General features: G+C 70.7%; 11 protein-coding genes. 6 read left to right on the top strand and 5 right to left on the bottom strand.

Annotated elements, in window-relative coordinates:
• The first annotated feature begins 58 nt into the window (after nucleotides 1–58).
• Together ABZ911_RS26565 and ABZ911_RS26560 are read left to right on the top strand one after the other, a co-directional pair.
• Nucleotides 59–1,297: a lipase gene (locus ABZ911_RS26565; RefSeq protein ID WP_358061248.1), complete on the top strand. Its 1,239-nt coding sequence runs from the start codon at nucleotides 59–61 to the stop codon at nucleotides 1,295–1,297.
• Nucleotides 1,298–1,629: 332 nt separating this feature from the next.
• Nucleotides 1,630–1,833: a hypothetical protein gene (locus tag ABZ911_RS26560; RefSeq protein ID WP_358061245.1), complete on the top strand. Its 204-nt coding sequence runs from the start codon at nucleotides 1,630–1,632 to the stop codon at nucleotides 1,831–1,833.
• Nucleotides 1,834–1,889: 56 nt separating this feature from the next.
• Here the strand turns inward: ABZ911_RS26560 and ABZ911_RS26555 are convergent, their stop codons facing one another.
• Both ABZ911_RS26555 and ABZ911_RS26550 read right to left on the bottom strand, forming a co-directional pair.
• Complete coding sequence (locus ABZ911_RS26555; protein ID WP_358061242.1) at nucleotides 1,890–2,414, bottom strand: hypothetical protein; 525 nt, start codon at nucleotides 2,412–2,414, stop codon at nucleotides 1,890–1,892.
• 13 nt (nucleotides 2,415–2,427) lie between these two features.
• Nucleotides 2,428–3,468 carry a DUF4037 domain-containing protein gene (locus ABZ911_RS26550; RefSeq protein ID WP_358061239.1) on the bottom strand — a complete coding sequence of 347 codons (1,041 nt, stop codon included), beginning with the start codon at nucleotides 3,466–3,468 and terminating at the stop codon, nucleotides 2,428–2,430.
• 125 nt (nucleotides 3,469–3,593) lie between these two features.
• On the opposite strand from ABZ911_RS26550, the gene ABZ911_RS26545 reads away from it, so the two are divergent.
• Nucleotides 3,594–3,938, top strand: coding sequence for a DUF3817 domain-containing protein (locus ABZ911_RS26545; RefSeq protein WP_358061236.1), 345 nt, complete (start codon nucleotides 3,594–3,596; stop codon nucleotides 3,936–3,938).
• Nucleotides 3,939–3,940: 2 nt separating this feature from the next.
• Here the strand turns inward: ABZ911_RS26545 and ABZ911_RS26540 are convergent, their stop codons facing one another.
• From ABZ911_RS26540 to ABZ911_RS26530, 3 genes are read right to left on the bottom strand one after another with little or no spacing between them, the layout of a single operon-like run.
• The gene (locus ABZ911_RS26540) at nucleotides 3,941–4,681 is read right to left on the bottom strand and encodes a GNAT family N-acetyltransferase (protein ID WP_358061234.1); all 741 of its coding nucleotides are present in this window, start codon (nucleotides 4,679–4,681) and stop codon (nucleotides 3,941–3,943) included.
• A complete protein-coding gene (gene purB, locus ABZ911_RS26535; protein ID WP_358061231.1) occupies nucleotides 4,678–6,108 on the bottom strand; it encodes an adenylosuccinate lyase in 1,431 nt (476 codons plus the stop codon). The genes ABZ911_RS26540 and purB overlap by 4 nt, the downstream gene beginning before the upstream one ends.
• 45 nt (nucleotides 6,109–6,153) lie before the next feature.
• Nucleotides 6,154–9,342, bottom strand: coding sequence for an efflux RND transporter permease subunit (locus ABZ911_RS26530; RefSeq protein ID WP_358061228.1), 3,189 nt, complete (start codon nucleotides 9,340–9,342; stop codon nucleotides 6,154–6,156).
• A gap of 111 nt (nucleotides 9,343–9,453) precedes the next feature.
• Between ABZ911_RS26530 and ABZ911_RS26525 the strand changes: the two genes are divergently transcribed.
• The 3 genes from ABZ911_RS26525 to ABZ911_RS26515 are packed head-to-tail and all read left to right on the top strand — an operon-like array spanning nucleotide 9,454 to nucleotide 14,216.
• Complete coding sequence (locus ABZ911_RS26525; protein ID WP_358061225.1) at nucleotides 9,454–9,933, top strand: MarR family transcriptional regulator; 480 nt, start codon at nucleotides 9,454–9,456, stop codon at nucleotides 9,931–9,933.
• Between the two features lie 4 nt (nucleotides 9,934–9,937).
• Nucleotides 9,938–13,012 (top strand): BTAD domain-containing putative transcriptional regulator, encoded by a 3,075-nt coding sequence (locus ABZ911_RS26520; RefSeq protein WP_358061222.1) that lies wholly within the window; start codon nucleotides 9,938–9,940, stop codon nucleotides 13,010–13,012.
• 52 nt (nucleotides 13,013–13,064) lie between these two features.
• On the top strand, nucleotides 13,065–14,216 hold the full coding sequence (locus tag ABZ911_RS26515; protein ID WP_358061219.1) for an FAD-dependent monooxygenase: 1,152 nt from the start codon (nucleotides 13,065–13,067) through the stop codon (nucleotides 14,214–14,216).
• Nucleotides 14,217–14,218: the final 2 nt, after the last annotated feature.

The following is a 14,218-nucleotide window of genomic DNA, read 5'->3' as shown; positions in this document are numbered from 1 at the left end:
CGCGCCCCGCTGCCAGCCTCGTCGGGCACAGGAATCCGCAGCTTGCGAGGAGCCTCACATGTCCTTCCACACGTTCACCGCGGCGGTCGCCGGGCTGGCGCTGGCCGCCGTCACCACGCCCGCCATGGCCGCCCCCGCCGTCGTGGCCCATCATGCGCCGGCCGGGGACCGCGTCACGATGGCCCTGCCCGCGCCGGCCGGGCCGTACCGCGTCGGCACCCTCGCCGTGCGCCTGGTCGACCGGTCGCGCCCCGACCCCCTGGTCAGGTCGAAGCCCTACCGGGAGCTGATGGTCAGCCTGTGGTACCCGGCCAAGGACACCGGCCGGGCCCTGCCCGTCGCCCCCCATATGGCGCCCCTGGCCGCGGCCGACTGGGACCGCCACTCCGCGCCGCCCATGGGCATCGCGACGGGCGCGGTGAACTGGGCCGCCACCCCTACCCACGCCCGCGTCGGCGCGCCGGTGGACCGGCGGGCGGGCAGGCTTCCGGTCGTGCTCTTCGGCTCCGGGGACGGCGGCGCGCGCACGCTCGGCACCGCCCTGGTGGAGGACCTGGCCGCCCGCGGCTACCTGGTCGTCACCGTGGACCACACCTACGAGGCCGACCAGGTGGAGTTCCCCGGCGGGCGGGTCGTGCGAGCCGTGCCCCTGCCGACGAAGCTGACTCCGCGCGTCATCGCCAAGCTGCTCGCGCGGCATTCACGGGCCCGCCTGGCGGACATGCGGTTCGTCCTCGACCAGATCGCCGCACTGGGACGCGGCCACGGCCTCGGCGAGGAGGCCGGGCAGTTGCCCGCCGGGCTGCGCGGCGCCCCTGACCTGTCCCGGGTGGGAGCGCTCGGCCAGTCCCTCGGCGGATCGGTGGCAGCGCAACTCGTCCACGACGACCGGCGGGTGGACGCGGGTGTGAACCTCGACGGCGGCTACGTCGGCCGGGTGGCGAAGACAGGGGTCGCCAAGCCGTTCCTGCAGCTCGCAGCTGAGACGCACACACGGGCGAGCGAACCGAGCTGGAAGTCCTTCTGGGATGCCTCGACCGGCTGGAAAAGGGAGCTGCGCTTCGCGGGCGCGGCGCACGGCTCGTTCACCGACCTGCAGGTGATGCTGCCGCAGATCGCAGCGGCGTTGCCGAAGGTGCCCGTCGCCGACTTCGTCGGCACGATCGACCCCGGCCGGTCGGTGTCGGCCCAGCGCGCCTACCTCGCGGCCTTCTTCGACCTGCACCTGAGCGGGAAGCCCAACCGGCTCTTCGACGCCCCTGACGTCCGCTTCCCCGAAGTCTCCCTCATCCCCTGACCCGCCTCGGGGCCGAACTCCTCGGTGCGGGCGTCCGCGCGCGGGGGCGGCATCTCCACCGGCACCTCGCGCGCTCCGGTCACCGTCAGGGGCCGATGTCGAGCGCGGCGCGGCACGCGCCGCCGCCAAGCGCGCCCCAGGCCGCGAACTTCGACCGCGAATTCGAGTACGGGCTCCAGGTGTTCGTCACAGGCCTCGCCGGCACCCTGCCCCAGGCGCCGCGCCTTCCGGACGGGCCTTCACCGGCGGGCTGACAACAGGAGGCATGCCGAGGCCGACGGATGGGTACTGAAAGTAATCGATCGATACCACACAGTGACGACGGAGTGTGTATGCGCGACATCGCTCGATTCGCGGCCATGGCGCTGGCCGCTTCCGCAGCCGCCCTGACCCTGGCCTCGACCTCGGCCCTCGCCGAGACGGCCGACGGAACCGTTTCACGGTCGAAGTGCCGCGAGGCGGGAGGAGTGACGGATCCGTGGCGGGGAGGCTTCTGCCACGGCGGATTCTTCGACGGCTACCGACTGTCGGACTGACCGCCACCTGTGCGCCGTGCGCGACTCTCCCCAGAGAGCGCGCCCGGCGCACCCCCTTACCGAGCCCCTGCGTTCACCGGCCAGAACTGGAACAGGAATTCCTCCAGTCCCTCCATCCTCGCCCCGGGATCATCGTCGTCATCATCGTCATCGTAGAAGTCCTCCACGTCGGCGAAGGGGTCCGCCTTCGCGAGGCGATGCCCGCGCACCAGCCACGAGGCCCCAGGCACTCTCAGGTCAAGCAGCGGCCCCGCATCTCCCGCGGAATTCGTCGGCCGCAGCTTGCCCGAGCTGCTGAAGAGCTCAACGGTACGCCTGTCCACCCCGCCCTCCTCCTCGGCAGGAGGCTCCGCCTCCCACAGCTCCAGGGTGACGCGGGCGCTGTGGAAACCCACACGGCTTCGCACGATCGCCATATTCGCTGTGGCGGCGAACCAGACCTCATCCTCGTCGGTGAGGAAGTACAGCTTCTCCGGATCGAGCGCGGCGGGCGATCGCGACAATCCGTCCACATCCAAGACCGAGAACGATCCGTAGTCGATCCACAACGCGTCCGAGACACGCTCGACCAGATTCGCCATCCAGCCCTCCTCCTCACCAACCACACGAACCGCCAAGGGCGGCGCTGGTAAGGGCGCGGGCGGCGGCGGGGCGCAGCAGCAGGTCGGCGTTGTCGCACAGCTGGTCCACGCAGCCCGCCAAAGGCAGGCGCCGCACCCGCGGATCGGTGATCGAGGCCAGCAACGCCTCAGCGAACCGCTCACCGCCGATGACCTGGAAGGGACGGTCGAAATAGGGGCGCGCCTTGGCGTCCAAAGGGTCGGTCAGAGCCAGCCGGTTGTGCAACGCCGCCGCCCGCTCATAGGCGGCGCACAGCCCCTCCTCCCGCTCGGGCCAGGTACGCGCGGCCATGGCCCGCCCCAGCGCCTCCCCCAGCTCAGCCGCCCCCGACAGCCGGTTGACGGCACTGCCCAGCCACTTGGCGTACGGCGGATAGCGGCGCCGCTGCAGCAACGCCAGCCGCATCAGCTCCCTGGCCAGCCGCCCGCCCACCACCGCCGAGCCGACCTCGTCGCCCACCTCCGCACACCGGCCGGCGAAACTCTCCTCCTGCGCGACGCGCCGCCACTGACAGGCCAGCACGTATCGCCACACGTCATCGGGATACCAGCGCAACGCCTGCCGCGCCCGGCCGAGCTCGCCGAGCCCGTCATGGAAGACCTCCCCGCACGTCACCTCCGCCAGGCTCTGCCACGGCGCCGACAACCAGTCCAGCAACGTCACCGCCCGCCCCGGATCGAAGCCCAGCCGCCCGCGCAGCCACGAGCCCGCCTCGGCGACCGTGACCCCGGACCGCAACTCGCCACGCTGCTCGAAGACGGTCGGGTAGCCGCCGAAGACGGCCGGCAGCGCGGCCGCCACCTTCTCCTCCACCTCGGCCACCAGCTCCGGCGCGGCGAACACCAGCACGCGGGGCCCCCAGTCGTGGTCGGCCGACCGCTCGGTGTCGAACTCCAGGACCTCCGAACCCGGCCCGATCAGCGCGGCACTGTGCGGGTAGGGCGCGAGCAGCGGCCCGACCACCTCGGCGTAGAAGGCGCGGGACAGCTCAATACCAGGAACGAAAGCGGACATCACACGCTCAACTCTGCCTGAGCGTGACCGAAACCTCACCAGGTTTTCGCCCCCGGATCGGAGACCACGCGCACCGCCCCCTACGCTGGGATCCGGCCAGCCGAAACCTTCCGAAAGGGCCCCTCGTGCCGACCTCCCTCCGCCTGTTCCGCATCGCCGCGATCGCTGAGGCGTTCTCCTGGGCCGGACTGCTCATCGGCATGTACGTCAAGTACATCGCCGAGACCTCCGAGATCGGCGTGAAGATCTTCGGCCCGATCCACGGCGCCCTGTTCGTCTTCTACGTGATGGCCGTCTTCGCCGCCGCGCGGCAACTCGGCTGGCGCACGCCGACGATCGTGCTCGGCCTGGCCTGCGCGGTGCCCCCGTTCACCTCGCTGTGGTTCGAGCGCCGCGAACTTCGCCGCGCCCGCACCACCACGACCACCACAGCCACCACCCCGGCCGCCGAGCGGACCCCCACCGCCTGACCTCAGGCGGTCTCCAGGCCCGCCGCGCTCACCCGGCGGCGGGTGAACCCCAGCCGCTCATAGACGGTGAGCGCGGCGGCGTTGGTGTCGTCCACCATCAGCGCCACCCGGCCGTGCGCGGCGAGCAACTCGGCACTCACCCACCGGCACACCCGCCCGGCCAGCCCACGCCCCCGATGCGCCGCAGCCGTCGCCACCCCGGCCAGGAAACCCACCGTCGGCGCGCTCCACGCCTCGGCCGCCACCGACGCCAGCCCACCCCCCGCGCAAACCCCCGCCCACCGCGACACCCCCGCCATGCCGGGCACGGCGTAGGAATGCGGCGCCTCCGCGGCGAGCAGAGCCCCCACCTGAGACTCCTCCCCCCGAGACAGCCAGCGCACCTCCCCCGACGGCCCGAACTCGCCACTCAGCCGATCGGCGCCCATCCAGGAGAACGACCCCGCCACCCGCATCCCGTCGACCTTCGACGCCACCCCGGCCACCAGCGCGCTGTCCCCGAAGGGCCGATACCCGGCCCCCACCTCGGCCAGCGCGTGCTCCACCAACGAGGCTGCGCACGCCGTACCGCCCCACACCGCCAGCCGGTCGTGGCGCGACAGGCCGGGCGCCGCGACCACGACCGCGTCGCCCAGCCACCACGCCCGCCGCCCGCCGCGCAGCTCACCGGCCGCCCACACCAGCAGATCGTCGTCGCCGCACGCCGCACGTACCTGCGCCGGCGACCGGAACTCACCGATCACAGGATCGCGTCCGGCCGGTAGGCCGCCGCCCGCGGGTGCTCCGCCACGATCCGCCCGACCTGCTGGGAGATCCCCTCCACCTGGTCGGCCGCCGCCCCGGTGAACGACACCCGGTCGGCCAGCAGCGCCCGCAACCCCTCCAGGTCCAGCGGGAAACGCTCGTCGGCGGCCAGCCGCTCCAGCAGCCGGTTCGGTGCCCCCTCCTGACGCATGGCCAGCGCGGAGGCGACCGCGTGCTCCTTGATCAGCTCATGGGCCTGCTCACGGCCCACCCCGGCCCGCACGGCGGCCATCAGCATCTTGGTCGTCGCCAGGAACGGCAGGTACCGGTCCAACTCGGCGGCGATCACCGCGGGGAAGGCCCCGAACTCCTCCAGCACCGTCAGCATGGTCTCCACCAGGCCGTCGAAGGCGAAGAACGCGTCCGGCAACGCCACCCGGCGTACCACCGAACAGGAGACGTCGCCTTCGTTCCACTGGTCGCCGGCCAGCTCGCCGCTCATCGAGGCGTAGCCGCGCAGGATCACCGTCAGCCCGTTGACACGCTCGCACGAGCGGGTGTTCATCTTGTGCGGCATGGCCGAGGAGCCGACCTGCCCCTCCTTGAACCCCTCGGTCACCAGCTCGTGCCCGGCCATCAGCCGGATCGTCTTGGCCAGCGAGGACGGCGCCGACGCCAACTGCACCAGCGTGGTCAGCACCTCGAAGTCGAGAGAACGCGGGTAGACCTGCCCGACACTGGTGAAGCGCCGCTCGAACCCCAGGTGCGCGGCCACCCGATCCTCCAGCCGCGCCAGCTTCTCCCGGTCGCCGCCCAGCAGGTCGAGCATGTCCTGCGCGGTGCCGACCGGCCCCTTGACACCGCGCAGCGGGTAGCGGCCGATCAGCTCACCCAGCCGCGCGTAGGCCACCAGCAACTCATCGGCCGCCGTCGCGAACCGCTTGCCCAAAGTGGTGGCCTGCGCGGCCACATTGTGCGAACGACCGGCCATCACGGTGGCCTCGTGCTGCTCGGCCAGCGTCGCCAGCCGCGCCAGCAGCGCCACCGTCCGGTCACGCACCAGCAGCAGGCTGTCGCGGATCTGCACCTGCTCGACGTTCTCGGTCAGGTCACGCGAGGTCATCCCCTTGTGCACCTGCTCGTGCCCGGCCAGCGCGTTGAACTCCTCGATCCGCGCCTTCACATCATGGCGGGTCAGCCGCTCCCGCTCGGCGATGGACGCCAGATCGACCTGCTCGACCACCTTCTCGTAGTCGGCGATCGCCTGCTCGGGCACCTGCACGCCCAGCTCGGCCTGCGCCTTGAGCACCGCCAGCCACAGCCGCCGCTCAGCGACGACCTTCGCCTCCGGAGACCACAGGCGGACCAGCTCGGCCGAGGCGTAGCGAGCGGCAAGGACATTGGGGACACGCGGCTTCACAGTCACGTTGCCTCAGTCTATTGCCGCCCGCCCGCCCGTCAGGACCGGCCCCTACCTGCCGGCCAGCGCCTCCTGCTTGACCGCCGAACCCTCAGCCTTGCCCGTACGGCTGAAGCGCTCCTTGGTCCGCTCCACCATCGTGTACAGCGTCGGCACCAGCACCAGCGTCAGCAGCGTCGAGGTGATCAGCCCGCCGATGACCACGATCGCCAGCGGCTGCGAGATGAACCCGCCCGAACCGGTCACCCCGAGCGCCATCGGCGTCAGCGCGCACACCGTGGCCACCGCGGTCATCAGGATCGGCCGCAGCCTGCGCCGGCCACCCTCGATCACCGCCTCCACCACGCCCATCCCCTGCTCACGGTACTGGTTGATCAGGTCGATGAGCACGATCGCATTGGTCACCACGATGCCGATCAACATCAGCATGCCGATCAGCGCCGGCACCCCGAGCGGCGTACCGGTGGCCAGCAGCAGCCCGATCGCGCCGGTCGCCGCGAACGGCACCGACACCAGCAGGATCAGCGGCTGCACGAAGCTGCGGAACGTCGCCACCATGATCATGAAGACGATCGCGATCGCGGCCAGCATCGCCACACCCAGATCCGCGAACGCCTCGGACTGCTCGGCGCTCACACCGCCGATCTCATAGGTGGCGCCACCGGCCAGCTCCAGCTTGTCCAGCTCGGCGGTCAACGTCTGGGTCAGCGTGCCCAGGTCGCTGCCGACCGCCTTGGCCGACACCGTCGCCGAACGCTCGCCGTCGATCCTGGTCACCTGGGTGGGCCCGTCCACCTCGGCCACCTCCGCCACCGACGACAGCCGCACCATCCCGCCGGGCGACAGCAGCTTGAGCTTCTCCACGGCCGCCACGTCCTCGGGCGCGTCACCGCCGCGCAGCACCAGGTCGCTGGCCTGCCCGTCGACGGTGAGCTGACCCAGCGGCGCGCCACGGAAGGCCTGCGCCACCGCCTGCCCGATCTGCGCCTCGCTCAGCCCCTTGGCCGCCGCCTTCTCCCGGTCGACCGTCACCTCGATGCGCGGCGCGCTGGCCTCCAGATTGGAGCTGACATCCCGCAGCCCCTCGATCTTCGCCATCGCACCCGTCACCGTCTCGGCGGCCGCACGCAGCGCATGGGCATCGGGAGCCTGCACGATCACGTCGATGGAGTCACTGGAGAAGCCGCCACCGCCACCGCCGCCGACCTTCACCTCACCGGCGCCCGACAGCGCGTCCAGCCGCTCACGCAGCGCCGACTCCAGCTCGGCCGTGTCGACGCCCTCGGCCACCGTCACCGAGTACGACGCCCGGTCGGCGCCGCCGCCCGCCCCGCCCATCATGGCGTTGCCGCCACCGACGTTCACCTGGTAGGACTGCACGCCCTCCAGATCGGCCAGCACCCCCTCGACCTTCTTGGCGGCCGCGTCGGTGGTGGCCAGGTCGGTGCCGGCCGGCATCCTCTGGGTGAGGGAGACGGTGTTCTGACCGGAGGAGTCGAGGAAGTTCGTCTCCAGACGCCCCGCCAGACCCATCGTGGCGGCGAACACCACCACGCCCAGCAGCAGCGTCGCCAGCCTTCGGCGGGTCGCGAAACGCAGCACCGGCAGGTACATGCGCTGCAGCGGGCTGCGCAGCTCCTTGGCCTCGGCCTCCTCACGCTGAGCCCGCGCCTGCTCGGGCGTCAGCACCGGAGCCTTCAGGAACCAGTACGCCAGCACCGGCACCACCGTCAGCGACACCAGCAGCGAAGCCAGCAGCGCCACCGCCACGGTGATCGCGAACGGGGCGAACAGCTCGCCCACCATCCCGCCGACCACCGCGATCGGTACGAACACCGCCACCGTGGTCAGCGTCGAGGCGGTCACCGCACCCGACACCTCGCGCACCGCCGCCACGACCGCGGTCCGCTTCGGCTCGCCGTACCCCAGATGTCGCTTGATGTTCTCCAAGACCACAATGGAGTCGTCCACCACCCGGCCCACCGCGATCGTCAGCGCGCCCAGGGTGAGCATGTTGAGGGAGTAGTCGCCCGCCCACAGGGCGATCAGCGCGATCACCACCGACAGCGGGATCGACACCGCCGTCACCAGCGTGGAGCGCACCGACAGCAGGAACACCAGGATGACCAGGACGGCGAAGGCCAGACCCAGCAGCCCCTCGGTGGTCAGGTCCTCGATCGAGCGCTCCACGTACGGGGCCTGGTCGAACACCACCGTGATCGCCGAGGCGCCACCCAGCGCACTCTTCAACTCGGGCAGCTTGTCGCGTACGGCGTGCGAGATGGTCACCGCGTTGCCGTCCGGCGACATCGTCACCGACACACCCAGGCTCGCCTTGCCGTCGGTCCTGGTCAGCGTGGTCGCCTGAGCGGGCTCACGCTCGATGGTGGCCACATCGCCCAGCCGTACCGGCTTCGGGGCCTTCGGCGTCGACACCGGGGCGACCGGCTGGCCCGGGATCCGCGCCTGCGGCTTAGCCTGGACGGGCGCCTGCGGCGGGGTGGGGGTGAGATAGAGGCTCTTCAGCTTGGCGATGGAGTCGACCCGGGTACCCACCTGCACCGTCAGCGAACGGCCGTCGGCGGTCAGCGAACCCGCCGGGATCGGCGTGCCGTTGGCGCGCAGCACCTCGGGGATCTGCGCCGCCGAGACCCCCTTCTTGGCCATCTCCTTGGCATCCGGCGTGATCACCACCCGGTCGTCGCGCGAACCGGTGACCTCCGCCTCCCGCACGCCCTCGATGCCCTGCAGCTCGGGCACCATCACCCGGCGCAGCTTGTCCGACATGGCCCGCTGGTCGCCGCCGTCGTCGACGGCCAGCACCAGCACCGGGATGTCGTCGGTGTTACCCGCCACCACCTGCGGGTCCACGCTGTCGGGCAGCTGCGCCTGAATGCGGCTCACCGACTGCTGCATCTTGGCGATCGACGCGTCCACATCGGTGCCGTAGGCGAAGGCCACCTGGATCTGCGCCAGGCCCTCCTTCGACGTCGAGGTCAGCTTCTCCAGGCCTTCGATACCCTGGAAGGAATCCTCGATCGGCTTGGTCACCTGATCCTCGACGATCTCCGGCGAGGCCCCCGGATAGGGGGCTATCACGAACGCGCCGGGAAACGACAGGGACGGCAGCAGTTGCTGCTTCAGTTGCGGGATCGTGAACGCGCCGAACGCGCTCAACACCACCGCGACCAGGACGACAAGGCTTCGATTGGCAAGGCTCAACCTGGCCAGAGCGGTCATCGGGTCCTCACGTGGGCAGAAGACAAAGATTTCGCCCAACACTAACACTTCGCCTTGAACGAATATTTAGCCCAGCGTTGCTTTCCTGATAACCTTCTCAGGAAGCGAGAGGTGAGCGTGACAGACGAACGCGACGAGTTGATCCGCCGCATCAGCGAAACCCAGCGCGGCCTCGGCCGCTTCCTGGCAGGCGACCAGTCCTCCCCCCTGTTCAGCTCCAACCTCACCATGCGCCAGCTCAAGGTCGTCATCATCCTGGCCCACACCCCCTCCGCCTCCGGCCAGGACCTCGCCCACCACCTCGCCGTCGGCCTGGGCACCGTCACCGGCATCGTCGACCGCCTCGTCGCCCACGGCCTGGTCACCCGCCGCGAAGACCCCCACGACCGGCGAGTACGACGCGTCGAACTCACCGACGCCGGCCGCACCCTCATCGAACAGATCCGCGACACCGGCCTGGAGCACTACCGCCGCATCATGCACTGCCTCGACACCGACACCCTGCGCACCCTCGCCGACGTCACCGCCAAAATCCACCAAGCCGCCGAACACCTCTACGGCCGCATCCCCGCCCACACCACCACCGACTGACACGATGCAGTTCGGCATCCTGGGCCCACTCACAGCGCGATCAGCCGACGGCCACCCCATCACCATCGGCGGACCCCGCCCCCGCACCCTGCTCGCCCTCCTCCTCCTCGAAGCCGGCCACACCGTCAGCGTGCGACGCCTCATCCACGGCCAATACGGCGACCACCCCCCGGCGGCCGCCACCAACGCCATCCAGGCACAGATCTCCCGCCTCAGACGCCACCTGCCCGCCGACCTCATCGAACTCCACGGCACCGGCTACCGACTCGCCGTCGACCCCGAAGACGTCGACGCCCACCGCTTCCAACGGCTCACCCGCCAAGGACGACGCCTCCTCGCCACCGGCCACCACACCGCTGCGGCCGCCCTCCTCCGGCAAGGCCTCGACCTGTGGCGCGGCCCCGCACTCGCCGACGCCCCCTTCGCCACCGCCCACGCGACCCACCTCGAAGAACTACACCTGGCCGCCACCGAAGACCTCATCGACGCCGAACTCGGCCTCCCCGAGGCCACCCCCACCGCCGAACTCCACCACCTCATCACCACCCACCCGCTACGCGAGCGCCCGCGCGCCCTCCTCATGCGCGCCCTGCACGCCGCCGGCCGCCAAAGCGAAGCCCTGGCGGCATTCCACGACTACCGCCACCTACTCGCCGACGAACTCGGCACCGACCCCAGCCCAGAACTCGCCGCCCTGCACCTCACCCTCCTCCGCACCCAGCCACCACCCCCACACGCCCCCCGCCCACGCCTGCCCACCCAGCTCACCAGCTTCGTCGGCCGCGAAACCGAACTCCACCACCTCGCCGCCCTGCACCCCACACGCCTCATCACCATCACCGGACCAGGCGGCACCGGCAAAACCCGACTCGCCGTCGAAGCCGCAACCCGCCGAAACGACGACACCCTCTTCGTCGACCTGTCCCCACTCGACGACGGCGACCAGATCCCCCAAGCCATCCTCGGCGCACTCGGCCTGCGCGACACCGCACTACGCCCACCCACCCCCGGCACCCCCACCCCCACCGACCGCCTCACCACCGCACTCGCCCAGCGACACCTCCTCCTCATCCTGGACAACTGCGAACACCTCATCACCCCCGCCGCCACCCTCACCCGCCACCTCCTCACCACCTGCCCCCACCTCGCCGTCCTCGCCACCAGCCGAGAACCCCTCGGCATCACCGGCGAACACCTCCTCCCCCTCAGCCCCCTCGCCACCCCGCCACCCGGCAACCCACCCGACGACCCACTCGCCTACCCCGCCGTCAAACTCTTCACCGACCGCGCCGCCGCCGTACGACAAGGCTTCACCCTCGGGCCCGGCAACCTCGACCCCGTCCTGCGCATCTGCGCCGCCCTCGACGGCCTCCCCCTCGCCATCGAACTCGCCGCGGCACGCGTGCGCACCTTCCCCGTCGAAGAGATCGCCACCCGCCTCACCGAACACGGCAGATTCACCCTCCTCACCCGCGGCGACCGCACCGCCGCCGCCCGCCACCAAACCCTGCACGCCGTCGTCGACTGGAGCTGGGACCTGCTCGACACCACCGAACAAGCCCTCGCCAGACGCTTCTCCGTCTTCTCCGGAGGAGCCACCCTCCAAGCCGTCGAACACGTCTGCGGCCACGACACCGCCCCCCTGCTCGCCGAACTGGTCGACAAATCACTGATCGAAACCGACGGCGACCGCTACCACATGCTCGACACCATCCGCCTCTACTGCGCCGCACGACTCAGCGAAGCAGCAGAGGAACACCACCTGCGCGCCGCCCACGCCGCCTGCTTCCTTCACCTCGCCCAGCACGCCGACCCCCACCTCTACCGAGCCGAGCAACTGCACTGGCTGGCCCGCCTGTCAGCCGACAACACCAACCTGCAAGCCGCCCTGCGCTGGAGCGTGACCCACGACCGGCCCACCGCACTACGGCTCATCGCCGCCCTCGCCATGTACTGGTGGCTCAGCGGCCGACGCGCCGAAGCCACCCAGCACGCCGAACGACTCCTCGACGCCCTCGGCACCGAACCACCCGCCGACCTCACCGAGGAATACGTCCTCACCGTCCTGCACGCCGTACCGAACGCAGAACCCCAGCACTGGCGACAAGCCGCCACCATCATGAACACGCTGGACCGGCCGATGCGCTACCCCTTCGCCCCCGCCCTGTGGGGCATGACCGCAGGACCACCCCAGCAGCAACCACCACACCCCCTCGGCCCCGACCCCTGGAGCCAAGCACTCGACAAACTCAGCGACGCCCTCCTCTCCCTGCAAAACGGCCAGATCACCCAGGCCGAGCACACCTTCGAGACCGCGGTCGCCGCCTTCGACACGGTCGGCGAACGCTGGGGCAAAGCACAAGGACTCGACTCCCTCGCCCAGATCGCCAGCTGGCGCGGCGAATGGACCCGCGCCGGACACCTCTGGCAACACGCACTCGACCTGCTCGAAGAACTCGGCGCCCGCGAAGAGATCATCGACCTCCTGTGCAGACGAGCGGACGGACTACGCCGCGCCGGCGACACCGCCGCCGCCACCGCCGACTGCCTGCGCGCCGCCGAACTCGCCCGCACAACCGGCACACCCGACACCATGGCCAGCGTCCACCTGCGACTCGGCGAACTCGCCCGCCACCACGGCGACCACCACGAAGCGACCCGGCAACTCCACTCCGCGCTCACCGCCTCCGCAACCGGCCCCTTCACCACCGAAGGCACCAGAGCCCGCGTCCTCACCGCCCTCGCCCGACTGACCGACGACCCCCGCGAAGCCGCGACCAGACACCGCCAAGCCCTGGACGCCGCCCTCAACTCACCCCTGGCCTCCCACCTCGCCGACGCCGCCGAAGGCCAAGCCGGACAAGCCCTCACCGACGGCCACCCCGAGCGAGCCGCCCTCCTGCTCGGCATCGGCACCGCACTACGCGGCGTGACCCTCACCGGCGACCCCGACCTGACCGCCACCGCCACCGCCGCCACCCAGACCCTCGGCACCGAGACCTTCGCGACCCTCTTCGCCCGCGGCGCGGCCATGAGCAGGCGACAGGCGCTGACAACCCTCCACACCCCCGGCGCCTGACTGTCAGCCGACACGCAGCACGCTGTCAGCGGCACCGGACAGGCTTCACCACATGACCAGCGTCCTCATCTCCGGCGCCAGCATCGCCGGCCCCGCCCTCGCCCACTGGCTCCAGCGCTACGGCTTCAGCGTCACCATCGTCGAAAAAGCCCCCACCCTGCGCGCGGGCGGCCAAGCCGTCGACTTCAAAGGCGAGACCCACCGCACCGTACTGACCCGCATGGGCATCCTCGACGACGTCCTGCGACTGCAGACCGGCGGCACCGACCAGCAGATCATCGACGCCGACGGCCGCACCCTCGCGGTCATCCCCGGCGAGTTCACCGGCGGCGACATCGAGATCAAACGCGGCGACCTGTCCAGGCTCCTGTACGACAAGACCGCCGCCCACTGCGAATACCTCTTCGGCGACTCCATCACCGCCCTCACCGAAACCCCCGGCGGCGTGCACGTCACCTTCGAACGCACCCCGCCACGCACCTTCGACCTGGTCGTGGGCGCCGACGGCATCCACTCCAACGTCCGCCGCCTGGCCTTCGGCCCCGAATCCGCCTACGTGCACTTCCTCGGCCACTACTACGCCATCGCCGACCTGCCCGCCGACTTCGGCCCCGCCGCCAAGATGTACAACGAACCCGGCCGGATGGCCTGCGTCGGCGGCTCCAAAGCCCCAGCCTTCTTCGTCTTCGCCTCCGAAGAGCTCGACTACGACCGCCACGACCCCGACCAGCACAAGCAGATCCTCACCCGCACCTACGCGGGCATGGGCTGGCAGACCCCCGCCATCCTCGACGCGGTACGGCACGCCGACGAGGTCTACCTCGACTCGCTCAGCCAGGTCACCATCGACCACTACGCCAAAGGCCGCGTGGTCCTGATCGGCGACGCCGCCTACGGCAACACCCTGGGCGGCTTCGGCACCGGCCTGGCCGTCGTCGGCGCCTACGTCCTGGCGGGTGAGCTGGCCGCCGCCGACGGAGACCACCGCACGGCCTTCGCCCGATACGAGCAGGAGTTCCGCGACTACGCCAAAGTGGCCAAGAACCTCAACGCCGGCCCCTTCCTGGCCCCCGCCACCCCCATGAGACTCCGCATGCGCAACTGGATCTTCAAGTCCGGTTTCCTGCTGAGCCGGCTGATGAAGACCACCGACAAGTTCGCCACCGACATCACCCTGAAGGACTACAGCTCTGTCTGCGGGTGAGG

The organism is Nonomuraea sp. NPDC046570, assembly GCF_040645915.1.
Taxonomy (GTDB): Bacteria; Actinomycetota; Actinomycetes; order Streptosporangiales; family Streptosporangiaceae; genus Nonomuraea.
The sequence above is the reverse complement of the archived record's forward strand: the minus strand, read 5'-3'. Positions and strand labels throughout refer to the sequence as shown.